A 26,893-nucleotide genomic window follows, 5' to 3' on the forward strand; every position below is an offset into this window, starting at 1 on the left:
GTCTGTGATGTATCAGCCGGGAGACAACCCGTCCTTGGCCGGACCGGGCGCGCTGTTGCCGTCCGCGCCGGAAATCCCGACAATACGAGCTCTAGGCATGGGAGGCGCCCGATGCGTGATGATCCGACCGTCATCGCGCTGGTCGCCCGCGCGCGCAAGGGCGACCAGAACGCCTGGAACGAGCTCGTGGAGCGCTACCTGCCGCTGATCTGGTCGATCTGTCTCCGGCACCGGCTGAGCCGCCCCGACGCCGACGACGTGGCCCAGACCGTCTGCCTGCGCCTGGTCGAGCACCTCGCCGTGCTGCGCACCCCCGCCGCGCTGCCCGGCTGGATCGCCGTCACCACCCAGCGCGAATGCGTCCGCGTTCTGCGGGCAGTACGCAGGCGCGAGGTCGCCGAGCAACCCATGACCGTCGACCTGGCAGCCGACGACGAGGTCACCACGATGATCGAACACGAGCTGGAGCGGGCGGAGCGGCAGGCGGCGCTGCGCGCGGCCTTCGCCCAGTTGCCGGCCCTGTGCCGGAAGCTGCTCACGCTGCTCATGCGCGACCCGCCCCCTTCGTACGCCGAGATCGGCGACCGGCTCGGCACCCCGGTCGGCGGGATCGGCCCCACGCGTGCCCGATGCCTGGCCAAGCTGCGCCAGAGCCCCTACCTGAACGGCTACCTGCCGGGAGAAGGCGGCGGCGATGTCTGAACGCCGATGGAGCGACGACAGGCTCCTGGACGAGCTCGCGGCGGCGAGGCGCGCGGCCGAGGAGGTCCCCCGCGAGGTCGTCGAGGCGGCGCGGGCGGCGTTCGCCTGGCGCGACATCGACGACGAGCTCGCCCGCCTCGCCTACGACTCCGAGGTGGACGGCGAGCCCGCCGGGGCTCTCACCCGGTCGGAGTCCGCCCCGTTGCGGGCCATGACCTTCGTCTGCCGGTCGCTGACCATCGAGCTCGAAGTGGCCGGCGACGCCCTGATCGGCCAGGTGGTGCCGAGCCAGGTGGCCGACATCCACGTACGGGTCCTGTCCGGCGTGACCACCACGGTCCGCACCGACGAGGTGGGCGGGTTCGCCATCAGGCCGATCCCCGATCACCCGTTCCACCTGCGGTGCCGCACCTCCGACGGCGTCAGCGTGGCGACGAGCTGGATCACCCTCTAGGCGTGTCCGCTTCAGGTCAGGTCTGTATCAGGCGGCTCTCCGAGCCCTCCGTCAGGTACGGAGCCATCGAAGGAGAGACCCCCATGCCGTACTCGGACGCGACCACCCCTACCGACCGATACCTGTCCCACGAGATCGTGGTGGAGTCCCGGGACGAGAGGCTGCTGCTGGCCGAGCTCGACGGGTTCGTCAGCGGAGAGCCCGACGGCGACCTCGTGCTCGGGCTGACCCGGATCAGGCTCGACGCCCTCGACCGCTTCCCGTACGACCCCGACCTCGACGCCCGGATGCGGGCCGAGGCGGGCGCCACCGCGCGCGGCGCGGCGCCGAGCGACCTCGACCGGGTGCTGTACCACCTGCGTGAGAGGTTCAAGGCGACGAAGCAGTGGGTGCCCCGGATGGCCAAGATCCGCATGTACGCCGAGGGCACGCCCTACACGGGCGGCGGCCAGGGCGACCCGGAGCAGCTGGCCGCCAGGGCCGAGGTGGTCATCGAGCCGCGCGAGTCCTACCGGGGACGCCGGTTCACGATCGGCATCCTGGACGGCGCGCTCTACCGCCACCCGAAGCTCGCCGGGCACTATCTCGCCGACTCCTCCCTGTTCGGGGCGGCCGACCACACCGACCCGCCCGCCACACTGGGACACGCCGTCCACCTGGCCGGCATCGTGGCCCGGCAGGCGCCCGGCGCCGACCTGGTGATCCGCCAGGCGCTCAACGCGTCCAACGAGGTCGACTCCTGGACGCTGGCCAAGGCGATGGTCCGGTTCAGCGGTGAGGTGGATCTCCTGCTCACCTCGCTCGGCGGGGCGACCTGGGACGACAGGCCGCCGTTCGTGCTGGAGCGGGCCGAGTCGCGGCTGGGCTGCGTGCACGTCGCCAGCGCCGGCAACTGGGGGAACGTCCTGCGGCCCGGGTCCTACCCCAGCCCGACGCGTGACAGCGCGATCTTCCCCGCCGCGCTGCCCGGCGTGATCGCCGTGGGCGCCCTGGCCGACGACGGCAGGCGCGCGGGCTACTCCCAGTCGGGGCCGTGGATCGGCCTGATGGCGCCGGGCGCGCACGACGGCCTGTTCCTGGAGCGGGCCTCCCTCCTCACCCGCGACGCGCACGGTGCGCTGGTCGCCAACGTCGAGCGCAAGCCGGTGGACTTCGGCGGCGGCGCCAACTGGCCGGGCACGTCCGCGGCCGCCGCGTACGCGGCCGGCGCGATGGTGGCCGTCGCCATGGCACAGGGCACGAACGTCCAGGAGGCCGCGGAGACGCTGCTCTCCGGCCACCCGGGGCTGTCCCAGGAAGTGCCGCAGGCTCGCGGCATCCGTCCCTACTCCCCCGACCTCGACCGCTACTGACATGTCCGCGACCGCCACCGACCTGCGCAGCCACGGGGTCGGTGCTTCCCCGGTTACTTCGGCCCGGCCTACTACCTCGACGACGCCCTCGGCCGGTGGGCCCGCTGAGCCCACCGGTCACTCCCCGGGCTTGTCCAGGCGGTTGAGCGCGCAGGCGAGGGCGGTGCCGTACACGACGTGACCGGCGGCCATCACGACCGGGCGGCCGGGCCGGTCGCGGTGGATCGGCGGCAGGACGGTCATCTTGGGCACCCAGCCCGCGTAGCTCACGAGCCAGATCATCAGGCCATAGGCGATGCCCGCCGGCACCCGGGCGCGGCGACGGCGGGCCATCAGCCCGAACAGCGCGCCCGAGCCGATCCCGAAACCGAAGTGGGCGACGGCGGCCAGCGCCCCCTCGCCCGGTTTGCGCTTGCGTTCGCTGCCCGGCAGCAAGGACCGGACGATGTGCTTGGGCGGCTGGCCGCCCATGAGCCCGGCGCGCTCACCGGCGACCATCACAGCGCTCATCATCGCCGTGGCCAGCGCCCCGCTCGCGGCCCCTTTGACAAGATTTCGCATCATGGTGGATCGGCTGCCCTCCGGACCGGACGGGAAACCGCAGATCAGCGGGCCGATGTTCAGGGCGACGGCGGATCCCGGAGGCCGCGCTCGCGTCAGGGCGCGCCGGCGCCGCGCAGGTAGGCCACGACCATCTCACCGACCATGGCGCGCAGCCGCGCCCGGTGCTCGGGCGCCGTCATGTCGCGCCCGAACAGCGCCCCGAACGTGTGCTGGTTGGCGACCCTGAAGTAGCAGAACGCGCTGATCATGATGTGCACGTCGACCGCGTCGGCCTCGGTGACGAAGTCGCCGCTCCGGCGGCCCGCCTCCAGGATGCGCGAGATGACGTCGAGCACCGGGGTGCCCAGGTTGGCCAGCGCCTCGGACTTGCGGATGTGCTCGGCCTCGTGGATGTTCTCGATCGCGACGAGCTTGATGAAGTCGGGATGGGCCTCGTGGTGGTCGAAGGTCAGCTCCGCCAGCGTGCGGATCGCCTCGACGGGCGCCAGATGCTCCACGTCGAGGGTCCGCTCGACCTCGCGCACCTCGGAGTAGGCGTTCTCCAGAGCCGCGATGTAGAGCCGCTCCTTGCTGCCGAAGTAGTAGTAGATCATGCGCTTGGTGGTGCGCGTCAGCTCCGCGATCTCGTCGACCCTCGCTCCGGCGTAGCCCGCCCGGGCGAACTCCCGCTGCGCCACCTCGAGGATCTCGGCCCTGGTGCGGTCGGCGTCGCGCCGGCGCTCTGCCGCGGCTGGGCTGGCGGGCTGCGAGGTCATGAGGCTCCACGAAGCTGTCGGACCGGTCCGCCTCATCCTAAGGTCGCTGGCTCACCCACGAGTTCCGGCATGCTGTACGGCCAGCCGCACGGGCGCGTTGCCGGCGCCGTAGCCTCGGTAGCCGCCCAGCCGCTGGACCAGTTCGAAGAAGACCCGCCCCACCGTGATCGTGTAGAGGTGCAGGAACTCCCCGTGCTCATCCCGGTCGTACAACAGCCCGAGCTCCCTCAGCTCCGGCGGCACGTCGTGCCGGGCCTCCAGGTCGTCGTAGTAGTTGGCCGGGATCGGCAGCAGCAGGTCCGGCCGGGCGTCGCGCAGCCCGCGCGCCGTGGTCACGAGGTCGTCGCAGGCCAGCGCGATGTGCTGCCACGGCACGTGCTGCCCGCCGACCCGCGCGATGTTCAGCACCATCCGCACCGCGCCGTCGTCGCTGGCCATCGCCTTGCTGCGCAGCAGGCCGTACGGGTCGGGTAGTTCGAGGCTCGGCAGCGGGCGCAGCCCCAGCACGCCGCGGTAGAACAACGCGGCCTCGTCGAAGTGGTGCAACGGCTGGGTGAGCGCCACGTGGTCGATGTGCGAGACGGGCCCGGCGACCGGCTCACGCGGGCCGAAGTCCCCCACCCAGCTCGCGCGCCTGACGTCGCCCGGCAGACCGGCTTGATCGCGTTGCCCCGGATGGTCCGACAGGCCGGGATGCCCCAGCGGGCCGGGTCGGTCGGTGCGGCAGAAGAAGAGCCGGGTGCCGTCGGGCGCGGCGATCGCGTCGAGCGCCGCCTCGTCCGGTCCGCGCTCGCGCGGCAGCACGGGTGCGAGCAGCGATCTGGCGCGCGCGGCCGAGCCCGCCGGATCGGGACTCTCCAGCCCGAGGGCCGCCAGCGCGGGCGCCACCCGCGTGGACTCCGGCGCAGCAGCCGCGGGCTCCGGCGGGGACTGCGGGACCGAAGCCGCGCGCTCCGGCGCGGACTCCGTGCCGGTGGTGTTGAGGAGGATCCGGGCGTCGCGTTGTTCCCACAGCTCCACCGGCTTGGCGGCGTGCCGGCCGGTGCGCGCGAAGCCGAGCGCGGCGAGCAGGTCACGCAGCCGATCGCCGTCGGTGTCACCCGGCCCGGACTCGGAGCCGGTCGGCTCAGGCTCGGAGCCGGTCGGCTCGGACTCCGAAACGGTCAGCTCGGCGAAGGCGAAGCCGGTGGGGATCACGGGAGGAGGGATCTGGGGGGCCAGGCCGACCGCCTCCTCCAGGGCGAGCAGCGAGCGCATCGCGTCCTTGGCCGTACGGCCGGTGTCGGCCTGGCGGAAGACGTCGTTGAACACCTCCAGCGAGAGCGGCCCCTGGTAGCCGGCCTTGAGCACGTGGGTCACCAGCCCGGCCACGTCGAAGCCGCCCTGGCCGGGGAAGCAGCGGTAGTGGCGGCTCCACTGCAGCACGTCCATCGCCAGCCGGGGCGCATCGGCGAGCTGGAGGAAGAAGATCTTGTCGCCGGGGATCGCCTCGATGCCGATCGGGTCGGACCCTCGCGACAGGATGTGGAAGCTGTCGAGGCAGGTGCCGAGGTTGGGGTGGCCGGCGAGCTGCACGACGCGCCAGGCGTGCAGGTAGTCGCTGACGTGCCGGCCCCACGCCAGGGCCTCGTACGCGATCCGGATGCCGTGCCGGGCGGCCCGGTCGGCGAGCAGGTGCAGGTGCTCGGCGGCCAGGTCGTCGTCGCCGATGCCGTCGGGCGAGACGCTGGAGCAGACGAGCAGCAGGTCGGCGCCGAGTCGCCGCATGAGGTCGAACTTGCGCTCGGCCCGGCGCAGGTTGCCGGCCAGCACCTCGGCGGGCACCGCCTCGAAGTCACGCAGCGGCTGGTAGAGGTCGATGCCCAGGCCCAGGTCGGCGGCCCGCGCGCGCACCTCCTCGGGTGACAGCGGGCTGGCGATGAGATCGTTCTCGAAGATCTCCACACCGTCGAAGCCGGCGGCCGCGATCGCGTGCAGTTTCTCGGCCAGCGTGCCGCTCACCGAGACCGTGGCGATGGACTTGCGCATCCGTGCTCCTGTCAGGTGGTGACGAGGTCGGTCAGGTGGGTCAGCATCCGGGCGGCGTCGGGCTCCTTGCCGGTGAAGAGGCGGAAGGAGTGGGCCGCCTGGGACATGGCCATCCCGCCGCCGTTCAGGGTCCGGCAGCCGATCGCCCGCGCCGTCCGCAGCAGCTCGGTCTCCAGTGGCAGGTAGACGATGTCGGCCACCCAGAGCCCGGGGTGCAGCAGCTCGGCGGGCAGCGCGAGCCCGGGGTGGTGGGCCATGCCGGTGGGGGTGGCGTGCACCAGGCCGTCGGCGGTGGCCAGGCCGGCCTGGTCGGCGCGGTCGGCGGCGCGGGCGCGGCCGGCGCCGAACCGGCGTTCCAGCTCGGCGGCCAGCGAGCCGGCCCGGCCGGGGTCGGCGTCGACGACGGTCAACCGGCCGGCTCCGTGTGTGAGCAGTGCGTGGGCCACCGCGGCGCCCGCGCCTCCCGCGCCGAGCTGCACGATCTCCCCGGTGGGCGCGCCGGGCAGGTCGCGGGCGAAGGACTCGGCGAAGCCGGTCCAGTCGGTGTTGTGCCCGATGGCCCGGTCGCCGTCGAAGACGACGGTGTTGACGGCGCCGAGGACCGCCGCGTCCTCCGACAGGTCGTCGAGGTGCGGGATGACGGTCTGCTTGCCGGGATGGGTGATGTTCAGCCCGTCGTAGCCGAGCCGCCTGGCCGTACGGACCAGGTCTCCCACGTCGTCGGCGGTGAGCCCGAGGACGGCGAGGTCGATCAGCCGGTAGGTGTAGTGCAGGCCGTGGAAGCGTGCCTCGCGCTCGTGCAGGGCAGGGCTGAGGGAGGCGCCGATGCCGGCGCCGATCAGCCCGATCAGATAGGAGGTCATCCACCCTCGCCTCAATGTACGAACTAGTGAGTTAGTCATATCTCATCCCGGGCCAGGAGGAAAGGGGCGACCTCTTTCCTGGGTCTCCTCCGGTTCTCGCCCGGTTCTCCGTCCGGCTCTTGACAGGTGAAATGAGTCACTGCAGCATCTGCAATTAACTATCTAGTTCGTAACTCGCCGGAAATCTCTGGAAGGCGGACTCGCGTGGCGGGAGCCCCGGCCTCCCACGACGCGCGCCGGGGGGCAGCCGACCACCTCCATCGAAGCCGCAAGGAGCACTCGTGACCGATCGATCACCCGGCGACCAGCAGGGCACGCCGCGCAAGGCGGCACTCGCCGCCTGGATCGGCAGCGCGCTGGAGTACTACGACTTCTTCATCTACGGCAGCGCGGCGGCCCTGATCTTCTCGAAGGTGTTCTTCGACGAGTCGGACCCCGCCACCGCCACCCTCCAGTCGCTGGCCAGCTTCGGCGTGGCCTACGCGGCCAGGCCGGTCGGCGCCTTCATCCTCGGGCACGTCGGCGACAGGTTCGGCCGCAAGAAGATCATGGTCTTCACGCTGGTCCTGATGGGCGTCTCGACCTTCCTCATCGGCTGCCTGCCGACCCGCGACCAGATCGGCGGCCTGGCGCCTGCGTTGCTGGTGTTCCTGCGCGTGCTGCAGGGCCTGTCGGCGGCCGGCGAGCAGGCCAGCGCCAACTCCATGACGCTGGAGCACTCCCCCGCCGACCGGCGCGGCTACTACACCAGCTTCACGCTCAACGGCACGCAGTTCGGCCAGATCCTGGCCACCTTCGCGTTCATCCCGGTCGCGGCCCTGCCGGAGGAGCAGCTGCTCAGCTGGGGCTGGCGGGTGCCGTTCTGGCTCAGCGTGGCCGTCGCGGTCGCCGGCTGGATCATCCGCCGCAAGCTGGACGAGACCCCCGCCTTCGAGCGTGAGGTGGCCGAGGGCACCGTGCCGAAGATGCCGCTCTCCCTGCTCTTCCGCGACCACTGGGCGAGCGTGCTGCGCGTCGTCTGCGCGGCCCTGATCGCCACGGTCAGCACGATCTTCACCGTCTGGGCGCTCAACTACGCCACCAGCGACGCGATCGGGCTCGACAAGGCCACCATGCTCTGGGTCGGCGTCGCCGCCAACGGCGTGGCCCTCGTGACGATCCCGCTGTGGGCGCGGCTGTCGGACCGGATCGGCCGCCGGCCCGTCTTCCTGATCGGCGCCGTGGGCAGCCCGATCATGATCTTCGTCTACCTGGCGGCGATCAACTCGAAGAGCTACCCGCTGATCTTCCTGGTCGGCATCCTGACGCTCGGCGTCGTCTACAGCGCCTCCAACGGCATCTGGCCGTCGTTGTACGGCGAGATGTTCACCACCAAGGTGCGCCTGTCGGGCATGGCGATCGGCACCCAGATCGGCTTCGCCATCGCGGGCTTCGCGGTGGCCTCGGCCGCCGGGATCGTCTCGCCGTCAGGCTGGCTCGGCCTGCAGGGCTGGACCGGGGTGGCGATCTTCACCGGCATCCTCTGCGCGATCAGCGCCATCGCGGTCCTGACGGCCAAGGAGACCGCCCACGTGCCGACCGAGGAGCTCGGCCGCAAGCCCGCCGGCGACGGCGTCTCCACCCCCGCCTGAGCCGCTCACCCGGGTGGGGCCGTGCTCTCACGGACGATCAGCTCCGTGGCCAGCTCCACCCGGCGGCTCTCCGGCACCTCGCCGCGTCCCATGCCCAGCACCGTACGGGTGGCGAGGGCGGCCATCTCCTGCAGCGGCTGGCGCACCGTGGTCAGCGGCGGCCAGGCCGACTTGGCCAGTGGCAGATCGTCGAACCCCACCACGCTGAGGTCCTCGGGCACCCGCAGGCCACGCTGCCGCGCCGCCTCGAAGACGCCGAACGCCTGCAGGTCGCTGCCCGCGAAGATGGCCGTGGGCGGGTCGTCGAGCGAGAGCAGCGCGTGCCCCTCGTCGTGACCGGAGTCGACCAGGAAGGTGCCGCGCCGGATCAGCTCGGGCGCGAGCGGCATCCCGGCGGTCTCCAGGGCCGCCCGGTAGCCGTCGATCCGGGCCTGACCGCAGAGCATGTCGGCGGGGCCGCTGATCATCCCGATCCGCCGGTGGCCCAGCTCGATCAGGTGGCGGGTCGCGGCCAGCCCGCCGTTCCAGTTGGTGGCGCCCACCGAGACGACGCCGGCCGCCGGCTCGCCCTCCGGATCGACCACGACGAACGGCAGCGACCGGGCGCTGAGCTGCGACTGCACTCCCGCCGACAGGCGTGAGGCGACGATCACCACACCGTCGGTGCGGCGCGCGGCCAGGCGCTCCAGCCAGTCGCGGCCGGGGCCCGCGTGCGTGTGCAGCACGGAGATCACCAGGCTGGCCCCCGCCTCGTACGCCACGGTCTCGGCGCCGCGCACGATCTCCATCGCCCAGGGCGACTCGACCTCGGCGAAGACCAGGTCGACCAGCCCGGCCGGGGCGTCGCCCTGGCTGGCCCGCCGCTGGTAACCGTGCTCGCGCAGCAGCCGCTCGATCCGGTGCCGGGTCGCGGGCGCGACCTCGGGGCGGCCGTTGACGACCTTGGAAACCGTGGGGATCGAGACCCCGGCCTCCTCGGCTATCAGGGCGATCGTCACCCGCCTCTTCGCTGGCATGGTCGGGAGTGTACCGAAACTTTCGGCTTGGACTCCCGCTCACTCCTGCGACGCACCCGTAACACCCCGGTTACCTGTGCTCCTGGCAACGAAATTGTCGGTGGTTTCGCGAAATCTTTCGACCGGAGGTTCAGGAGTCCCGGGCCGAGACGTCCAGCGTGTACTCGGTCACCCGCTGCCCCTGCGGGCCGTAGCAGGGCGCGGCGGCCGGGTCCGGCAGGGCCTCCTCCAGCACGACCGGCCCGCCCCGGCGGGTGGCGGCCCTGGCCAGCGACAGCAGCAGGAAGTGGTCGGTCACGTCCACGTAGAACGGCCTGCGGAGTGAGCCGGGGCGGGCGCCGGCCAGGCGGGCGAAGAAACGGCGCGGGATCCGGTGCCGGTCCAGCCAACGGGCCGTCCGCGTCAGGTAGGCGGCGTCCGGCTCGCCGGCGACCGGGACGGGCAGGTCGGCCGCGCTCATCCGCCAGCCGGCGCGGACCAGCACGACCCGCCCGACCCGCAGCCGCGGCCAGGCGTGCGGCTCCTCCGCGCTCCCGCCGATCTCCCACGGCTCGGGCAGGGCGACGCACGGCTCGCCGAAGACACGGACCAGGAACGACCAGGCCGGCGGCAGCGTGGCCTCGGGCGCCAGCCCCAGGTGGGCGGGCCGCACCGGATTGCCGTCACCGTCGGACAGCAGCAGGCGCAGGCTGCCCGGATCGTAGGAGACGCGCAGGTCGGCCACCGACGGGCCCGGCCAGCCGGTGACGGTGAACGGGTAGTCGACGGTGACGCCCGAGGAGGGCCGCAGGTTGAGGTGGGCGCCGAAGCCGCCCAGGCACTCGGCCACCGGCCGCGGCCGCACGGCGGGCGCGTCGGCGCCGGCCAGGGCGAGCAGGTGGCGGATCCGGCCGATGCCCCGGCCGTAGCCGGCGGTGACGGAGTCGAGCACGAACTCCGGTCCCGGCAGAAGGTGGCCGTGGCAGGCGATGGAGCCGGGCGGCCGGAGGTGCTTGGGCCAGGCGGCCGCCATCTTGTCCACCAGGTCGGGGTCGGCGACGATCGCGCCGCGCTCGTCGGGCGACCCGCCGTACAGGATCTCGCAGGTCTCCCGGCGCAGCCGGGCGAGCTCGCGCACCGCCGGACCGGCCGGCGCGGAGTCGCGGTCGACGAGGTGCGCGTCGTGATAGAAGCGGACGAACGGGACGGTGGCCCGTTCGCCGTGGCAGCGTACGAAGTGCTCGGCCAGCGCGAGCTTGACCGGCAGGTCGGGGTCGAACACGGCGGCCAGCCGGCGCACGGTGTCGAGGTCGCGCAGCACCGGCTCCCAGGCGGCACGCCCGCAGACGGCCACCGGCTCGGGCGACACGGCGGTCTCCAGCCGCACGTTCCTGACCGCGAGCTCGGCCGGGTCGCCGAGCCGGGCGAGCAGCCAGCCGGTCACGTCCCCGATCCGGTCGTGCGGCGCCTGCTCCACCTCGCGGAGCGCGGTGGGCAGCCAGGGCCGGTCCGACGAGTCGCCGGGCAGCACCTCCTCGACCCAGGCGGCCAGGTCGGCGAGCGGATCGAGGGACTGGTCGGCGAACGGCCGCCGCCGCTCCAGCAGCCCGGCCGCCAGCAGCCGGGCCACCAGGCCGGGCGAGGCGGCGGCCCGTTCGAGCCCGCCGACCGTGGGATCGGACGTGTTGCGCACCCAGGACAGCAACCCGGCCAGCATGGGCTCGGCCGGCATGCGGACCGGCGTCTCCTCGGGGCCACTGCCCAGGAACCAGAGCCAGCCGTCCTCCTGCCGCAGGCTCGGGTTGACCCGCACCCGCACGGCCTCGCGCAGGCCGGGGCGCGTCGCGAGCGCGTCCCAGATGCGTCCCACCGTGGCGAGATCGGACTCGGGGACGACGCAACGGCGCAGCTCGTCGGGCGCGGTCGCGGCCGGGGCGTCGCCGTCGTCGTCCCACCGGCCCAGGCCGCTGATCGTGGAGGGGGCGTACGGGCTGGTCCTGGTGGCCAGGCGGGCGGCGTACCTGGCCAGGCGGGCGAGCACGGCCCGCTCGGGCGGCTCGTCGGGCCGGGCGAGCCAGCCGTCCAGCTCGGCGGAGAGCGCGGGGTTCGCGGCGGCCAGCCCGCGCCGGAAGTCCTCGTCGCAGGCCAGGAGCCGCAGCGCCTCGGTGCGGCCGGCCGTCTCGGCGGCCAGCACCCGTGACAGCTCGGTGCCGGGCTCCTCTCCGTCGGCGACGAGCCGGTCGACCAGTTCCCAGGTGCGCGCGAACCTCAGCGCGTCCAGCTCGCCGACCGGTAGTCCCGCCACCCGCACGCCGAAGACCTCACCCACCCGATAGTCCATGGTGCTCCCCTTGTGTGGACTCCTGCTGTGTGGACTCCTGGCGACACCTTCCTTTCTCTCCCTGCCTGGGGGGAACGTCGCACCACCCGCCTTTACCTGATATGCGCGGTGAAATAGGGCCCCATAGACCGTCCCTGGCCACGGCCGGGGACACTCGTTGTCCGGCTGAAAGACCGGCCGAGGGAAACCTTAAGAATTCCGTAGGGCGACTCCACCATGCTGAAGGCAGCCGAGAGCGGCGGGATCTCAGGGGCCCCGCTGTCACACCGAGAGAAGGAGTGTCAGATGGCGAGCAGACTGGTGGTCTCCACCTTCGTGTCGCTGGACGGAGTCATGCAGGCCCCCGGCGGCCCCGGCGAGGACGACTCCAACGGCTTCCCGCACAGCGGATGGCTGGCCCCGCACGTCGACGAGGGGTTCGGCGAGATCATGGGCGAGCAGTTCGAGCGGGCCGACGGCATGCTGCTGGGCCGCAGGTCGTACGACATCCTCGCCGCGCACTGGCCCGGCGTGCCCGACGAGGAGGGCGGCGCCGAGATCAACGGCATGGCGAAGTACGTCACCACGCGGACGCCGATGAACGCCGAGTGGCGCAACACGCGGGTCCTGGTGGGCGAGGCCGCCGAGACGGTCGCCGAGCTCAAGCGGAGCACCGACGGCGAGATCCTCGTCCAGGGCAGCAGCGGCCTCATCCGCACGCTGCAGGACGCCGAGCTGGTCGACGAGTATCGCCTGCTGATCTTCCCGGTCGTCCTCGGTCAGGGTAAGCGGCTCTTCGCCGAGGGCACCACGCCGGCCGGGCTGAAGGCCACCGGGTCGACAATGACCGGCGCCGGCGTCGTGTACGTCACCTACGAGTGGGCGGGCAAGCCCTCGTACGGCTCCGTCGCCTAGCGAGCCGCCCGGGCGCGGGCCGTACAGCGAGCTGCAAGCCGGACCTGTTCAGATGGGCCCATTCACCCCCCAGTGGAGGCCGTCGTGATCATGGTCGTAGTCATCAGCGCTCTCGTGTTGCTCGCCCTCGTCGGCGTCATCGCCGTCTACAACGGCCTCGTGCGCAGGCGCAACGCCGTCGACAACGCCTGGGCTCAGGTCGACGTGCAACTCAAGCGCCGCCATGACCTGGTGCCCAACCTGGTGGAGACCGTACGCGGTTACGCGGGGCACGAGCGTCAGACGCTGTCCGCCGTCACCGCCGCCCGCACCCAGGCCGTCAGCGCGAGCACCCCCGCCGAGCAGGCGAACGCCGAGCACATGCTGACCGGCGCGCTGCGCGGCCTGCTCGCCGTCGTCGAGTCCTACCCCGACCTGAAGGCCAGCCGTAACTTCGCCGAGCTGCAGGAGGAGCTGGCCACCACCGAGAACCGGATCGCCTACTCCCGGCAGTACTACAACGACGCCGTCCTCACCTACAACAACGCGATCCAGACCGTTCCGGCCAACCTCGTCGCGGGCCTCGGCGGGTTCGCGAGTCGCGAGTACTTCCAGGCACCGGGTGAGGAGCGCGGGCCGGCGCGGGTGCGGTTCTGATGGTGCTCTGGCCGGCCGTCGCCGCGGCCCTGGGCCTGTGGGCGCTGCTGCTGCTCGCCCTGACGCTCGCCACCCGCACTCCGGACGCCGACCCGGTGCCGCCGACCAGCGTCTTCGCCGCCGAGCCGCCCGCCGTGGTCGACCTCCTCACCGGCGGCTGGCGGCTGTGCGAGGAGGCCGCGGCGGCCACGCTGCTCGACCTCGCGGCCAGGGGCGCCGTCCAGATCGAGGAGATCGGTCCCGAGCTGTCCCTGGTACGGCTCCGCCAGGCCGACGGGCTGAACCCGTACGAGCGGCTCGTCCACGACCACGTCCGATCGCTCTCGCGCGACGGCGTCGTCGCCACCGGCGCGCTGGCCGAAGGCGCGCGCGACCTCGGGAGCTGGTGGAAGCGCTTCCGCAAGCAGGTCATCGCCGACGCGCGGCAGCGGGGTCTGTCGCGGGCCCGCTGGAGCCGGGCCCAGCTCGCGCTGCTGACGGCCGGCGCCGCCCTGCCCGCCGTGGTCATCGCCGTCGCCGTCACCCTGGCCGACGCCGAGCACGAGGGCGGGATCGGGGCCGGCGTGGTCGCCTTCCTCGGGCTGATGGCCCTGACCCGGCGGCTCAACCGCGAGCGCGGCACCGAGCTGGGAGCCCAGGCGGCGGCCCACTGGCTGGGGGTCCGCGCCCATCTGTCCGCCGGTCGGTTCGCCGAGCAGCCCGCCGCGGCCGTCGCCATCTGGGGCCGTCCGCTCGCCTACGCCGCCGCGCTCGGGCTCGCGCCGCACGCGGTGCGCAGCCTGCCGGTGAGCGTGCCCGCCGACGACCGGCGCGCCTGGTCCGACTACGGCGGCATGTGGCACGCCGTCGAGGTGCGCTACCCGGCCCGCCTCATCTGGGGCCGCAAACCGCTGCACGTCGTCGGCAGGAGCCTGGTCGCGGGGTTCTTCCTGGGCTTCTGGACGTGGATCGGGCTGCTGGTCCTCTCGGCGTTCGATCTGTGGCCGAGCGGGCTGGTGCGGCCCGGCGCGCTCGCCGTGGGTCTCGCGGTGGCCGCCGTCCCGGCCGTCCGCGCGCTCTTCGGCGGCCACGGCTGGGCCGAAGGCCAGATCGTACGGCTGCGCCGGCAGCGCTCCGGGGGCAACGAGAACCAGCCGAAGTACGTCCACTGGTGCGCCATCGACGAGGGCACCAGCCGCGAGCTCAGGGCGTACGGGATGGCCGGGGAGCAGTGGGCGCTGCTGTCGGAGGGAGACGTGGTGCGCGTCAGGGTCGCGCGCGGAGTGGGCTGGATCGACACGACGGAGGTGTTGTCCCGGGCCGCTCGCGGCGACAGGTGACCACCCGTCGCCGCGAGGTCCGCGATCACGGGGTTCCGACCCGACGCGAAGCAGGTCGGAGCCCGGTTTCGCTCGATGCCCGGGTCGTGGCCCTCGCGAGCGTTCGAGCGACAGGTCACGATGCCGTGCTTCGGGTGACCACGGCGCCGCCTGGGGGGCTGCCCCGGGGGACCCTTCAGGGGCTGCGACGGGCACGGGAGGCGGCGGCGTGGGCGCGGTTGGCGCAGCGAGTGGAGCAGAACTGGCGTCGCCCCGGCCGGCTGCGGTCGACGAAGGCGTCGCGGCACGGGATGGCCGCGCAGAGCCGTACCCGTGCCCAGTCGCCCTTGGCGGCTAGGTCCAGCAGCTCGCGGATCGCGCACACGGCCAACCGTTCGGCGAGACCGGCGTCGTGGGCGGGAGCGAGGCGCAGCTCGGGCACGCCGTCCCGCTCCTCGACGGTCGCGCGTACGGGCAGCTCGGCGACCCACGACGCCAGGGCGCGCGCCCGCTCGCGCGGCTCGGCCGCCAGCACGGCCCGCAACCGGTCTCGCACCGCCCGCACCGCGACCAGGTCGCCCTCTCTCACCTCCCCGGCCGGCCTGCTCGGCCGCCCTGTGACCTGGTCCGCGATCAGTTCGTGACAGAAGCGGCGGAGGGCGGCGACGTCCGGCAGGCGTTCCGGCGAGTCGAGGTATTCGTCCCAGGTGTTGGCCAGGTCCAATGCCACCCATCCCGTTTCGGCCAGCTGGCGCATCGGGGCCCCCCTTGCTAACGTCAGGACTATGAGCATTGTAACCACTGACAGACGACTGGCTGTACTCGATGCACCGTCGAACCTGGGGCTGCGGCCTCCGGCCGACGGAGCGGCCCCCGGGTGCTACAAGGCGCCGTGGGCGCTCAGGGACGCCGGCCTGCTGGAGCGGATCGGGGCGAGCGACGCGGGAGCCGTGGTGCCGCCCCGGTACGTGGCCACCTGGCAGCCTGGCGACGGCGTCAGGAACGGCCCGGCCATCGCCCGCTACACGAGGAAGCTGGCGGAGCGGGTCGCGGAGATCAGGGAGGCGGGACGGTTCCCGGTCGTGCTGGGCGGTGACTGCTCGATCCTGCTGGGCTCGGCGCTGGCGCTGCGCAGGACGGGCCGCTACGGCCTGGCGTACCTGGACGCGCACTCCGACTTCCGGCACCTGGGCAACTCCCCGCACGTGGGTTCGGCGGCCGGGGAGGATCTGGCACTGGCGACCGGGCGCGGCGACGACTATCTGACGGATCTCGACGGGTTGCGGCCGTACGTCCGCGACGAGGACGTGATCGTGCTGGGCGTGCGGGACGAGGAGGATCTACGGGACTTCGTGGACACCGGCATCGCCCACGTGACCGACCCCGAGCTGGGTGGCCTGGAGGCGGCCAGGAAGGTGCTGGTCCGTGACGACCTGGACGGTTTCTGGATCCACGTCGACGCCGACGTGCTGGACTCGTCGGTGCTGACGGCCGTCGACTCGCCCACCCCCGGCGGGCTCGACGCCGCCGGCCTGGGGAGCCTGCTCCGGGGGCTGCTCGGCCTGCCCGGAGCGGCCGGGCTGCAGATCACCATCTACGATCCCGACCTGGACGAGGACGGGGCCCAGGCCGCCCTGCTGGTGGACATCCTGGCCGAAGCCCTCGCCGCCTGACCTCTGTCGCCGGCCGTCGCCCGCACCCCGTCCCAGGAACGGGCTCCGACCCGGCAGGACGCTCAGGTCGGAGCCTGATCAGGCGTTACTGCCGTTCGATGCCGGGCTCGTAACCTTTGCGCGCGTCCGGCGGGCAGGTCGCGATGCTGTTGCTGGGCGGCACTGTGACGTTCAGCCAGTGCCCGCGCGCGACCGTGTCGATGCCCCACGGGATGTCGCACCTGAGCTTGGCCCGGAACTGCCCGGTGCCCACGCTGCACGAGGCGTAACTCGCCGAGTTGGTGTTGTAGAAGCCGAAGCTGCACGAGGACGGGATGGCCTGGGCCGCGGACGATGACCCCAGCACGGCCGAGGAAAGGGCGGCTGTGGACAGGATGGCTAACACGCGGGCTGAGCGAATCTTCATAAGCACTTTTCCCCAAAAAGTTAGCTTTGATGACTTGACCCACGCTACGAGATCAAGGGGCTCGCCACAACGGATGATCCTTGGCAAGAAGTGACAGGGCTGTCGTCGTCCGAACTACAGCGTTCGACGTGGCTCCCAGTCACCCCCAGTGACCCCAGCCCCGCCCCCAGGTCACCCCAATCACCCCCAGCCGCCCGCGCCCCCGCGACCGTGCACGCCCTTCAGACGGTGATCGTCCTTTGGCTAGGTCGGGTCAGAGGCCGAGCGCTCGGGCCGGGTCGGCGAAGACCCGCTGGATGACCAGGCCCGCCGCGCCCAGAATGGCGGCGTCCGCGCCGATCGCCGAGACGGCGAGGCGAGGCGGGGTGCGGCGCATCTGGCCGAGCCGGGCGGACAGGGTCTCCCGCGCGGGCCCCTCCAGCCAGGGGAACAGCGGCGCGAAGACGCCGCCCAGGACGACCATGCCGGGGTCCAGCAGGTGCACGGCCGAGGTGAGGGCCAGCCCGAGCGCCCGCCCCGCCGTGTCGCAGGCCCCCAGCGCCGCCGGATCGCCCGCCTCCAGCCGCGCGACCAGCTCGGGGATCGAGCCCACCTCTCCGAGCAGCGCGTCCTGTCCCGCGTAGACCTCCAGGCAGCCCCGCCCGCCGCACCGGCAGGCGGGGCCGTCGGGCGCGACGACGACGTGGCCGAGCTCCCCGGCCAGCCCGTACGTGCCGCGGAAGACCGAGCCGTCCACCACCAGCCCGGCGCCGATGCCGATCTCCCCCGAGACATAGAGGAAGTCCCTGGCCCCGGAGCCGAACCAGAGCTCGCCCAGGGCCGCCAGATTGGCCTCGTTGTCCGCCTCGAAGTTGCCCGCCTCGAAGCCGACCGCCTCGAAGCCGACCGCCTCGAAGCCGGCCGCCTCGGAGTTGCCCGCCTGGAAGTTGCGTGCCTCGGGGCCGGCCGCCTCCAACGGCAGGTCGAGCAGGTCCGTCACCCGGACGTCGCGCCAGCCGAGGTGCGGGGCGTTGCGCAGCAGCCCGTGTTCGACCGGACCCGGCACCGCCAGCGCCGCGCCGGCGACCCGCAGCCCGGCGGCCTCCGCCTCCATCAGGGCCGACTCGGCCAGCGAGCGCAGCTCCGCGAGGATGCGTTCCGGTCGCGAGTCGCGGTTGCCGGCCGCTTTCGTACGGCGCAGCCGTACCGAGAGGGTGAGGTCCACGACGCAGACGGCGAGGTAGTCGACGTTGATCTCCAGGCCCAGCGTGGCCACCCGGTGGCCACTGAGGCGCACCGCGACGCCCGGACGGCCGCGTTCGCCGTCGCGCACGGCGCCGTTCTCGGCCACCACGCCCGCGTCGAGCAGGTCGGACACGAGCTTGGACACGGTGGTCTTGGTCAGCCCGGTCCGCTCCGCGAGCGCCGCCCTCGTGAGCGGGCCCGCGTCGCGGATCTCGCCGAGCACCACGGCGAGATTGCGGGCACGCATGGAATCGTGCCGCACGCCTCTTGACGATGCCACATCCGCCTCCGAGGATTATGTGCAGATTGTGGACTTAATGGTAAAGCTGCGGGAGGTCCCACCATGACCGCGTTCGTGCCAATCCCCGACGACCGCTTCACCTTCGGACTGTGGACCGTCGGCTGGCAGGCGCGCGACCCGTTCGGCGACGCCAGTCGTCCGCCGCTCGACCCGGTGGAGAGCGTCCACCGCCTCGCCGAGCTCGGCGCGTACGGAGTCACGTTCCACGACGACGACCTGCTCGCCGTCGAGCCCGACCGGGAGAAGGCCGTCGCGGCGTTCCGCAAGGCGATCGGCGAGACCGGGCTGAAGGTGCCCATGGCCACCACGAACCTCTTCACCCACCCCGTCTTCCGCGACGGCGCGTTCACCAGCAACGACCGCGACGTGCGGCGGTACGCGATCCGCAAGGTCATGCGCAACCTGGATCTGGCCGCGTCGCTGGGCGCGCGGACGTACGTGTGCTGGGGCGGGCGCGAGGGCGCCGAGTCGGACGCGGCCAAGGACGTGCGCTCGGCGCTGGCCAGGTACAAGGAGGCGCTCGACCTGCTCGGCGGCTACGTGCTCGACCAGGGGTACGAGATCAGGTTCGCGATCGAGCCCAAGCCGAACGAGCCGCGCGGCGACATCCTGCTGCCCACGATCGGGCACGCGCTGGCCTTCATCAACGAGCTGGAACACCCGGAAATGGTAGGGCTCAACCCCGAGGTGGGACACGAGCAGATGGCCGGGCTGAACTTCGTGCACGGCATCGCGCAGGCGCTGTGGCACGGCAAGCTGTTCCACATCGACCTCAACGGGCAGCACGGCCCGAAGTACGACCAGGACCTGGTGTTCGGCCACGGCGACGTGAAGAGCGCGTTCTTCCTGGTCGACCTGCTGGAGCACGGCGGCTACGACGGGCCCAGGCACTTCGACTACAAACCGCTGCGCACCGAGGACCCCGCCGACGTGTGGGTGTCGGCCGCGGCGAACATGCGCACCTACCTCATCCTGCGCGAGAAGGCGCGCGCCTTCCGGGCGGACCCGGAGGTTCAGGACGCGTTGCGGGCCTCGCGCGTCGACCAGCTGGCCGTGCCCACGCTGGCCGAGGGCGAGACGCTCGCCGATCTCGCGGCCGACGACTTCGACCCGGACGCGGCGGCCGAGCGGGGCTACCACTTCAGCCACCTCAACCAGCTCGCGCTGGAGCACCTGCTGGGCGTGCGGGGCGGGGTGGACCGGTGACCAGGCCGCTGAGCGTGCAGCTCTACACCGTCAGAGACCGGCTCGCGGCCGACCGGGACGGCGTGCTGAGCCGGATCGCCGGTCTCGGGTACGGCGCCGTCGAGCCGTACGATCCGACCAGTGACCCCAAGGGCTTCCGCCAGGTGGTGGACGACCTGGGGCTGACCGTCTCCAGCACGCACGCGTACGCGTTACTCGGCGAGGAGCCGGCGGCGGTGTTCGACGCGATCGCCACGATCGGCACCGATCTGGTCATCATCCCCGGCGGCATCGCGCACGAGGAGTTCACCTCACGCGACGGCCTGGCCCGGACCGCCGACCTGCTGAACGGCCTGGCCGGGCAGGCCGCCGCCCACGGGATGCGGCTCGGCTACCACAACCACTGGTGGGAGATCGAGCCGAGGATCGACGGCCGCCACGCGCTGGAGGCCCTCGCCGACCTGCTGGCGCCGGAGGTGTTCCTGGAGATCGACACGTACTGGGCCGCGGTGGGCGGCGCGGACGTGCCCGGCCTGCTCGGCCGGTTGGCCGATCGGGTGCTCGCGCTGCACGTCAAGGACGGGCCCGGCGTCAAGGAGGAGCCGCACACGGCCGTCGGGCAGGGTGTCATGCCGGTGCCGGAGATCCTCGCCGCCGCCCCCGGCGCCTGGCGGATCGTCGAGCTGGACAGCTGCGCGGGTGACGTCTTCGACGCCCTCGCCGGCAGCCGGGCCTACCTCGCCTCGCTGGAGGTCTCTTGAGCGGCGGACCCGTGGGCGTCGCCGTCGTCGGCGCCGGTGTGATCAGCGGCCAGTACCTCCGTCACCTCGGCGCGTTCCCGGACGTCCGGGTGCTGGGTGTGGCCGACCTCGAACCGGCGCGGGCGGCGGAGGTGGCCGAGGAGCACGGCGTGCCCGTGTCCGGCACGGTGGAGACCGTGCTCGCGATCCCCGAGGTGGAGATCGTGGTCAACCTGACGATCCCGGCCGCGCACGCGTCCGTCGCGCTCCGGGCGTTACGCGCGGGCAAGCACGTGTACGGCGAGAAGCCGCTGGCGCTCGACCTGGGTGAGGCGGCCCAGGTGCTGGCGGAGGCCGACAGGCTGGGCCTGCGCGTGGGCAACGCGCCCGACACGTTCCTCGGCGCCGGGATCCAGTCGACGATCCACGCGGTGCGCTCGGGCCTGATCGGCGTCCCGGTCGCGGTCACCGCCGCCACCCAGGGGCTCGGCCCGGAGTCCTGGCATCCCAGCCCGGAGTTCCTCTACCAGCGCGGCGCCGGGCCGCTGTTCGACCTGGGCCCCTACTACCTGACCACGCTGGTCGCCCTGCTCGGGCCGGCCGCGCGGGTGGCCGCCGGCGCCCGCCGGGCCCGGCCGGAGCGCGTCGTCGGCTCCGGCCCGAAGGCGGGCACGGTCTTCCCGGTGGAGGTGCCCACCCACGTCAACGCCCTGATCGACTTCCCCGGCACCGCGATGGCGGCCACCACCTTCAGCTTCGACTCTCCGGTCAACCGCAGGATGATCGAGGTCATCGGCACCGAAGGCGCCCTGTCGCTGCCCGATCCCAACACCTTCGAGGGCCCGTTGCTGGCTCGTGGCCCGCGCGACTTCGACTGGCGTGAGCTGCCCCTCGCGGGTACGACGGCCGGGCGCGGCATCGGGGTGCTCGACCTGGCGCGGTCGCTCCGCGCCGGGACCCCGCACCGGGCGTCGGGGGCGCTCGCGCTGCACGTCCTGGAACTCATGACGACCATCGAGGAGTCGGCCGAGCGAGGAGAGTTCCGCCCGGTCGCGTCCACGTGCCCGATCCCCGAGCCGCTGCCCCCTGACTGGAACCCACACGAATCCACCTTGACCTGACCGAACTCCGCACGGATCGCGTGCGCCGGCGAGGCCGGGCCGGGCGAAAGGGCCCGGCCCGGCCGGCTGTCAGCCGCGAAAGGTGTGACCGCTCGTGCTGGTACGGCCCGCGCCGTTCACCGCCTTGACCGTGATCCAGGGGTGAGCGGGATCCAGCCGGTCGGGAGCGAAGGGCACGCGGGCCGACTCCAACCCGCCGCGTGCGGTGTGCGCCGCCTGCGGAACGTCCACGCGCACCTCGCCCGCCCCCGCCTGCCGGTAGGCGATCTGCAGCGTGCCGCCGCGCAGGTTGTGGCCTTCGACCGCGAGGTCGCCTCCGTCCAGGGCGGCGTGCACGATGATCGGCTCCTGCCAGCCGGCCGCCAGGTCGTCGCTCAGCGAGGGGGTGTCCCAGTTGAGCCGGCAGGTCAGGAACGGGTCCCAGCCGTAGGCGATGATCTTGGTGGCGTGCCGGCCCACCGCCATGATCTGGCGGTCGACCCGGCTCTTCGCGGCCCGGCCGCGCAACGGCAGCGGATCGGACCTGCCGCACTCGCCGGCCACCGGGGTGGGCTCGAACACCTCCACGTTCACCCAGAGCTCCACCCCCGGCGTCACGTGCCGGGCCGCCGCCTCGACGTAGTCACGGGTGGAACCGTGGTAGGCCTGCCGGTTCGTCAGCCTGCCCACGACCGGCACCAGCCGCTCGGCCACCTGGGCGTCGGCCTCGTCGGGGCCGTGCACGGGCACCTTGCCCACGCCGCGACCGTCCTGGATGGCGATGGCCATGGGCGCCCCGGCCCGGGTGGCCGCTATCTCCGCGAAGCCCCGGCCCACCGAGTCCGGCGGGAATCCCCGTGACCTGCGCGCGTCCCAGTAGGGGCTGACCGTGATCGTCCGGCCGGGCAGCGTGGCGGCGACCACCGCGTGCTGGGCGGCGTACAGGGTGAGGACCTCGTCGCGGGGCGCCCGGTCCCGCATGGCCAGCTCGAACGACTGGTACACCCCGCCCAGCGACGGCCACGTGCCGTACCTCTCCCGGTAGTCGGCCAGCACCCGCCCGGTGAAGGCGTTGAGCACGTCCAGGTGCGCGAGGTCGGGCAGCCACGGCTTGTCCGGGTCCTGCGGGGCGGCGGGCAGCCCCGGGTAGACCTTCATGCCGTAGCCCGCGGCCTCGGTCAGCAGGTTGCCCAGGCCGTCGCCGTCGGTCGCGACCAGGACGAGGTCGTACTCGCCGGCGTCGCAGGAGCGGCCGAGCAGCAGCCGGTAGTAGACGCGTCCGCGGCTCTCGATCCGCCGGTCCAACCCCTCGCAGCGCAGTACGCCGGACCCGAAACGCTCGCTGGTCACGTACGTGAAGACGCGGCGGATCGTCTTGCCGGGGATCGCGTCGCGGGCGGCCAGGTAGCAGGGCTTCCCGTTGTCCAGGCAGTCGGCGAAGCCCGGAGCGGGCTCGCCCTTGGTGCGCACCCGGCCGCCCGCGTCGACGGTGCTCAGCGCGAACCGGGGGCCGAACGTGATGATCGTGTCGCCGCCCACGGCGTGCATCGCCTCCACGGTGCGCCGGGTCAGGCACGGGTCGGCGCGGGGCACCACCCAGTAGCCGCTGATCGCGTACGGGGCCGTGACGCGGGTGTCCCTCGGCGGGCACTCGGCCTCGCCGGCGGAGCCGGCGTCCGGCACCACGGCCGCGCCCGCCGCGAAGATCACGACCAACCAGAGAATGAGCCGAACCCGTTGTCGCACATACCCGCACATACCCGGTCTCGTCGGTTTGTGCGATGCTGATCGACTTTTGTTCACGACAAGCCGGGAAATGTCGGCGGCCCCTGGCAAGATCACGACTCCGCGCACCGACCAGAGGAGACGCGCCATGCCATCCGACCCCGCCGCCTGGACCGTGGTGCGCGAGCTCATCGACGCCGGCGACCTGGCCAAGCTCGTCGAGACCGTGACGGCGCTGGACGAACCCGCCCGGCGCGAGGTGGCCGCCGAGCTGCCCGGCCACATCGCCGTGGCCCGGCAGCGGGCCCACCAACCGCGCGCGGATCATGCGGCGGCGCGTGAGCGCGCGCTCCTGGCCACGCAGAAGGAGTTGCTGGGGCGGAAGGAACGCGGCGAGATCTCCCAGCACGAGTTCGAGCAGTCATGGTCCAGGATCTGGATCCATCACGGTCCGAAGCCCGACCACGGCCTGCCCGACACCAACGGGTGGATGGAGCCGATGCGGGTCGCCGGCGCGGGCACCATCAGCTCCGCGAAGGCCGTGGTGACCTGGATCAACCGGCGCGACTTCGATCGCTGGGACGCCGCCGGCGATCCCACGGCCGCGTTCGAGCCGCTGATCGAGGTGATCGCCGCGCGTCCCGCCGCCTGGCAGGCCGAGCTGGCCACGCGGCTGGCGCTGCGCCTGCGTCCCGTGCGCCGCCGCGCCCCTCGGAATCTGAACCTCCCGCTGGCCCTGGCCCTGTTCCGCCGTACGGGGGCGACGCCGCCCGAGCACGACCCGCTGGTCGTCGGATGGGTGTCAGAGGAGCCGAGGCGGGACGATCCGCTGCGCGAGCACCTGCTGCCGCGGATCTTCGAGGCCGAGGGCGTCGGGCGGCGACTCCGCGACGACCGCACGTGGCTCTCACTCCTGTGCGACCTCGCCGCGAAGGGCGAGGTGAGCCGCGACCTGCTGCTCGACGGCTGCCGACGCCGCTTCCTGCGTGGCGGAGACGGCCCCGACCTGCGGTTCTTCGCCCGGCTGCACGAGCAGCTCCAACCGACGCCCGCCGAGCTCGCGCCGCACGCCATCGACTACGCGCGGCTGCTGCCCACCGCGCCGGGACCGGTGGCCGAGCTGTCGCTGCGGCACCTGCGTGCGCTGCCCGCGCTCGACCCGGCCGACGTGGTGGAGGCGCTGGAGGGGCTGCTGTTCCGGGCGGAGGCCGGGCTGGTCCGGGCCGGGCTGAGCTGGCTGCGGGAGTCGCTACGTCAGGCGCCGGGGCGGGCCGATGACCTGTCGCCCGCCCTGGCCATGGCCTTCGGCCACGAGTCGTGGAGCGTACAGGAGACGGCGGTGCGGCTCGCGGTCCGGCACGCCCGGCACTTCACGGAGGCCGGCCTGGAGACCCTGCGGGAGGGCACCGGCACACTGCCGCCCGACCTGCACAACCGGCTGGTCGCCGCCATCGGCGGCGAGCCGGTCGAGCAGCCGGAGCCCGTGCCCGACCCCGAGGAGGCGTTCGTCCCCCAGCGGCTGCCCGCGCCGCGCCGGCCGGTCCCGGCCGTCGCGCCTCCGGGCGCCGCCAGGGAGCTGGCCGAGCTGTGCCTGGACGAGACGCCGCAGGCGGCCGAGCGAACACTCGCGGCCTTCGTCCACCTCGCCACCCGCGATCCGCGGGCGCTGCGCACGGCGCTGGCCCCCGTCGCCGAGACCGAGGACTGGCGCCTCCTCCGCGACGAGTGGCGCGAGCACGGCACCTGGATGCGCGTTCTCGCCGGCGACCTGGTGGACCCGGGGCGGGCGTACCCGACCGAGAGCGCCGCGTTCATGTACCAGCTGCGCCGCGACCGTGGGCTTCCGGCGACCATGCACGACGAGCCCGACCGGCTTCCGGCGACCATGCACGACGAGCCCGACCGGCTTCCGGTGGCCAGGCGGGCCTCGCCGCTGCACCGGTTCATCCTGCACAGGTACGCGGAGGTCCGCGCCGCCGCCCGTTCCGGGACCCTGCCGCCGCTGCTGCTCGCCCGGCCCGCCCTGTCGACCGGTCACGTCGATCCGGACGAGCTGGTGGCCGGGCTGGAGACCCTGGAGGCGGCGGGGGCCGAGCCGCTGCCCGCCGACTTCCAGCAGGCGTTGGTCAGGCTGCCCCGCGAGATCGACCCGGCCGTGACCGCACGCGCCGCGCGCCTCACGTCGGACGCGGGTCGCCGGGCGGCCCGCTGGCTGGCGGGCGACGGCCTGCCCGACCCCGTCGTGCGGATCACCCGGTCGGGAGCGGACGACGGCCTGGGTAGCCGGATCTGGATGGTCACCACGGTCGAGGCCGCGCCGACGGGCCTGCCGCTGGTGGACGAGCTGCTCGCGGACCAGCCCCGGCACGTCAACTACGTCTGCGACGGGCACCTCGGCGACATGATGGACCGCTGGCCCGGGGTCCTGCCGTCGCACCGGGAGGTCGTGGCAGCCCACCTGATCGGGCACCAGTTGCTCCCGCCGCAGGCGCAGATGCCGTCCAGTCTCCTGTGCGACCTGGCCGAGACCGCCGGGCCCGCCGGATCGGCCCTCGCCCTCCTGCTGGCGTACCGGATCTTCCCCCGGCCTTACGCCGAGAACGACACGGCGCCCGCGCTGCGCGCCCTGCGCCGGCTGGCCGCCGCCGGCGACCTCCCGGCCGAGCACCTGGGCGTCGTGCTGGCCCAGAGGGTGCTCAGGGATGAGATCACCCTGCGCGCACTCGTCGACAGGCTGGACGCGGAGGCCCGCCACGGCATGCACCACGAGGTGTGGCGGATCCTCACCACGGCGATGCCGCCTCTGCTTCCCGAGAACACCGCCCACCCGACCAAGGCGCACCTCGACCTGGTCGTCCTGGCCATCCGGGTGGCCCGCTGGTCGGAGGCGCGCGGCGAGCTCCCGGCCCTGACCGCCTTCGCGGCCCGCAGAGGCACCGGCAGAATCCTCCGCCTCGCCCGGACACTGGCGGCCGACCTGGGATGACCCGGCCGGCATCGGCTGACGCACGGCCGGTCGGGCGAGGCGATCACCAGCGCTGGCGCGCCTCCTCGGCCCAGCCGGTCAGGCCGTCGAACTCGACCCAGCCGCCGTCGTCGGCGCGCGCCCGGCCGGTGAAGTGGCCGAAGCACTGGTGCGTCAGGCTGCCCACCACACCCAGCTCGGTCCGCGAGATCTTGTCGTGGAAGGGGGTGAACTCCACCTCGACCCGCTCACCGGTGATCCGCCACGGGCGCAGCCAGTCGTCGCGGTCGTAGGTCCAGGTCAGCTCTTCGCCGATCTTGTGCAGCCGGCCGTCCACGAACAGCGCGTTCTCGGTCATGCCGGTGCCGTCGGTCCACTTGCCGCCGAGCTGGATCGCCAGGCCGGGCGCGCAGCCGGCGGCCCAGTTCCAGGTCATGGAGTAGGGCCACTTGCCGCGCCCGTGGTCGAGCACCGCGAACGAGTCGGCCTCGGTCAGCCGGTGCTCTCCCGACGCCAGCCGCAGCACGCCGTGTACGGGCCGGCCGAGGTCCTTGACCGTGTACTGGAACCGCGTCGGCCCCCAGGGCACCACCACGCCGAGCGACTCGTGGCCCTCCGGCGACGGGATCTCGACGTCCAGCTCGATGCCGGACGCCAGGGCGCGCAGCGAGGTGCCGCCGGGCGACTGGACGATGTCGATGGTCACGCCGCCGCCGCTGACACGGGCCGTGCCCTCGCCGCTGCGGTCGGGGAAGACGGCTCCTCGGGCCAGCGGCACCACGGCGTCCTTCGAGAGCTCGACGCCGGTGGCGCGGTCGAGGACGTAGACGCCGTGGACGCCCGCGTAGTCGAGTGACGACGCCACGAGCCCGATCACGTGTGAGGGGGTGACGATCCCCCAGTACTCCCAGCGCTTGGCCCGGCCCCAGCCGCGCAGGTTGCCCCGGTGCAGCGGGCGCCGCGTCCATCCGACCGCGTCCGGGTTGAGCCGCCCGTTGGGCAGACATAGGTCGGTACGGGTTGTTATCTCCCGTTCGTGCGTCGACATGACCGAAGGCTAG

General features: G+C 73.0%; 23 protein-coding genes. 12 read left to right on the plus strand and 11 right to left on the minus strand.

The features are described from left to right. Positions 1-111 precede the first annotated feature (111 nt). The 3 genes from IEY82_RS14500 to IEY82_RS14510 all read left to right on the plus strand — a co-directional run bounded on the left by IEY82_RS14500 (position 112) and on the right by IEY82_RS14510 (position 2,508). Positions 112-702 carry an RNA polymerase sigma factor gene (locus IEY82_RS14500; RefSeq protein WP_189124631.1) on the plus strand — a complete coding sequence of 197 codons (591 nt, stop codon included), beginning with the start codon at positions 112-114 and terminating at the stop codon, positions 700-702. Then, complete coding sequence (locus tag IEY82_RS14505; protein ID WP_189124632.1) at positions 695-1,156, plus strand: hypothetical protein; 462 nt, start codon at positions 695-697, stop codon at positions 1,154-1,156. Before IEY82_RS14500 ends, IEY82_RS14505 begins: the two co-directional genes overlap by 8 nt. 83 nt (positions 1,157-1,239) lie before the next feature. Beyond that, on the plus strand, positions 1,240-2,508 hold the full coding sequence (locus IEY82_RS14510) for a S8 family peptidase (RefSeq protein ID WP_189124633.1): 1,269 nt from the start codon (positions 1,240-1,242) through the stop codon (positions 2,506-2,508). Positions 2,509-2,625: 117 nt separating this feature from the next. Here the strand turns inward: IEY82_RS14510 and IEY82_RS14515 are convergent, their stop codons facing one another. From IEY82_RS14515 to IEY82_RS14530, 4 genes are all read right to left on the minus strand, one after another. Beyond that, the gene (locus tag IEY82_RS14515) at positions 2,626-3,072 is read right to left on the minus strand and encodes a DUF6789 family protein (protein ID WP_189124634.1); all 447 of its coding nucleotides are present in this window, start codon (positions 3,070-3,072) and stop codon (positions 2,626-2,628) included. Positions 3,073-3,164: 92 nt separating this feature from the next. Next, positions 3,165-3,827 carry a TetR/AcrR family transcriptional regulator gene (locus IEY82_RS14520; protein ID WP_189124635.1) on the minus strand — a complete coding sequence of 221 codons (663 nt, stop codon included), beginning with the start codon at positions 3,825-3,827 and terminating at the stop codon, positions 3,165-3,167. A 51-nt stretch (positions 3,828-3,878) separates the two neighbouring features. After that, a complete protein-coding gene (locus IEY82_RS14525; RefSeq protein ID WP_189124636.1) occupies positions 3,879-5,855 on the minus strand; it encodes a bifunctional sugar phosphate isomerase/epimerase/4-hydroxyphenylpyruvate dioxygenase family protein in 1,977 nt (658 codons plus the stop codon). Between the two features lie 11 nt (positions 5,856-5,866). Beyond that, positions 5,867-6,718 carry a shikimate dehydrogenase gene (locus IEY82_RS14530; protein ID WP_189124637.1) on the minus strand — a complete coding sequence of 284 codons (852 nt, stop codon included), beginning with the start codon at positions 6,716-6,718 and terminating at the stop codon, positions 5,867-5,869. Between the two features lie 281 nt (positions 6,719-6,999). Between IEY82_RS14530 and IEY82_RS14535 the strand changes: the two genes are divergently transcribed. Continuing rightward, positions 7,000-8,349 carry an MFS transporter gene (locus tag IEY82_RS14535; protein ID WP_189124638.1) on the plus strand — a complete coding sequence of 450 codons (1,350 nt, stop codon included), beginning with the start codon at positions 7,000-7,002 and terminating at the stop codon, positions 8,347-8,349. A 5-nt stretch (positions 8,350-8,354) separates the two neighbouring features. Here the strand turns inward: IEY82_RS14535 and IEY82_RS14540 are convergent, their stop codons facing one another. Beyond that, positions 8,355-9,365, minus strand: coding sequence for a LacI family DNA-binding transcriptional regulator (locus IEY82_RS14540; RefSeq protein WP_189124639.1), 1,011 nt, complete (start codon positions 9,363-9,365; stop codon positions 8,355-8,357). 130 nt (positions 9,366-9,495) lie between these two features. Continuing rightward, positions 9,496-11,685: a lantibiotic dehydratase gene (locus IEY82_RS14545; RefSeq protein ID WP_189124640.1), complete on the minus strand. Its 2,190-nt coding sequence runs from the start codon at positions 11,683-11,685 to the stop codon at positions 9,496-9,498. Between the two features lie 285 nt (positions 11,686-11,970). Between IEY82_RS14545 and IEY82_RS14550 the strand changes: the two genes are divergently transcribed. From IEY82_RS14550 to IEY82_RS14560, 3 genes are all read left to right on the plus strand, one after another. Beyond that, positions 11,971-12,579, plus strand: a complete 609-nt coding sequence (locus IEY82_RS14550) for a dihydrofolate reductase family protein (RefSeq protein ID WP_189124641.1) — start codon at positions 11,971-11,973, stop codon at positions 12,577-12,579. A gap of 90 nt (positions 12,580-12,669) precedes the next feature. Continuing rightward, a complete protein-coding gene (locus IEY82_RS14555) occupies positions 12,670-13,215 on the plus strand; it encodes a LemA family protein (RefSeq protein WP_189124792.1) in 546 nt (181 codons plus the stop codon). Then, positions 13,215-14,534, plus strand: coding sequence for a DUF2207 family protein (locus tag IEY82_RS14560; RefSeq protein ID WP_189124642.1), 1,320 nt, complete (start codon positions 13,215-13,217; stop codon positions 14,532-14,534). Before IEY82_RS14555 ends, IEY82_RS14560 begins: the two co-directional genes overlap by 1 nt. Before the next feature lie 175 nt (positions 14,535-14,709). Here IEY82_RS14560 and IEY82_RS14565 read toward each other — a convergent pair whose 3' ends face one another. Next, positions 14,710-15,270, minus strand: a complete 561-nt coding sequence (locus IEY82_RS14565; protein WP_189124643.1) for a CGNR zinc finger domain-containing protein — start codon at positions 15,268-15,270, stop codon at positions 14,710-14,712. Between the two features lie 28 nt (positions 15,271-15,298). Here IEY82_RS14565 and IEY82_RS14570 point away from each other — a divergent pair, with 28 nt between their 5' ends. Then, positions 15,299-16,186 (plus strand): arginase family protein, encoded by an 888-nt coding sequence (locus IEY82_RS14570; RefSeq protein WP_189124644.1) that lies wholly within the window; start codon positions 15,299-15,301, stop codon positions 16,184-16,186. An 85-nt stretch (positions 16,187-16,271) separates the two neighbouring features. Here IEY82_RS14570 and IEY82_RS14575 read toward each other — a convergent pair whose 3' ends face one another. Together IEY82_RS14575 and IEY82_RS14580 are read right to left on the minus strand one after the other, a co-directional pair. Then, on the minus strand, positions 16,272-16,592 hold the full coding sequence (locus IEY82_RS14575; RefSeq protein ID WP_189124645.1) for a hypothetical protein: 321 nt from the start codon (positions 16,590-16,592) through the stop codon (positions 16,272-16,274). Between the two features lie 253 nt (positions 16,593-16,845). Next, the gene (locus tag IEY82_RS14580) at positions 16,846-18,078 is read right to left on the minus strand and encodes an ROK family transcriptional regulator (RefSeq protein ID WP_225262757.1); all 1,233 of its coding nucleotides are present in this window, start codon (positions 18,076-18,078) and stop codon (positions 16,846-16,848) included. 81 nt (positions 18,079-18,159) lie between these two features. On the opposite strand from IEY82_RS14580, the gene xylA reads away from it, so the two are divergent. Genes xylA through IEY82_RS14595 form a run of 3 tightly spaced genes read left to right on the plus strand, consistent with a single transcriptional unit; the run spans position 18,160 to position 21,163 of the window. After that, positions 18,160-19,323, plus strand: coding sequence for a xylose isomerase (gene xylA / locus IEY82_RS14585; protein ID WP_189124646.1), 1,164 nt, complete (start codon positions 18,160-18,162; stop codon positions 19,321-19,323). Then, positions 19,320-20,063 carry a sugar phosphate isomerase/epimerase family protein gene (locus tag IEY82_RS14590; protein WP_189124647.1) on the plus strand — a complete coding sequence of 248 codons (744 nt, stop codon included), beginning with the start codon at positions 19,320-19,322 and terminating at the stop codon, positions 20,061-20,063. The genes xylA and IEY82_RS14590 overlap by 4 nt, the downstream gene beginning before the upstream one ends. After that, positions 20,060-21,163 (plus strand): Gfo/Idh/MocA family protein, encoded by a 1,104-nt coding sequence (locus tag IEY82_RS14595; RefSeq protein ID WP_189124648.1) that lies wholly within the window; start codon positions 20,060-20,062, stop codon positions 21,161-21,163. Before IEY82_RS14590 ends, IEY82_RS14595 begins: the two co-directional genes overlap by 4 nt. Positions 21,164-21,232: 69 nt before the next feature. Here IEY82_RS14595 and IEY82_RS14600 read toward each other — a convergent pair whose 3' ends face one another. Next, positions 21,233-22,852: a DUF4434 domain-containing protein gene (locus IEY82_RS14600; RefSeq protein ID WP_189124649.1), complete on the minus strand. Its 1,620-nt coding sequence runs from the start codon at positions 22,850-22,852 to the stop codon at positions 21,233-21,235. A gap of 163 nt (positions 22,853-23,015) precedes the next feature. On the opposite strand from IEY82_RS14600, the gene IEY82_RS14605 reads away from it, so the two are divergent. Continuing rightward, positions 23,016-25,853 (plus strand): DUF6493 family protein, encoded by a 2,838-nt coding sequence (locus tag IEY82_RS14605; protein WP_189124650.1) that lies wholly within the window; start codon positions 23,016-23,018, stop codon positions 25,851-25,853. Between the two features lie 43 nt (positions 25,854-25,896). Here the strand turns inward: IEY82_RS14605 and IEY82_RS14610 are convergent, their stop codons facing one another. After that, complete coding sequence (locus tag IEY82_RS14610; protein WP_189124651.1) at positions 25,897-26,880, minus strand: DUF2804 domain-containing protein; 984 nt, start codon at positions 26,878-26,880, stop codon at positions 25,897-25,899. Positions 26,881-26,893: the final 13 nt, after the last annotated feature.

It is taken from the genome of Nonomuraea cavernae, from assembly GCF_014646355.1.
GTDB lineage: Bacteria > Actinomycetota > Actinomycetes > Streptosporangiales > Streptosporangiaceae > Nonomuraea > Nonomuraea cavernae.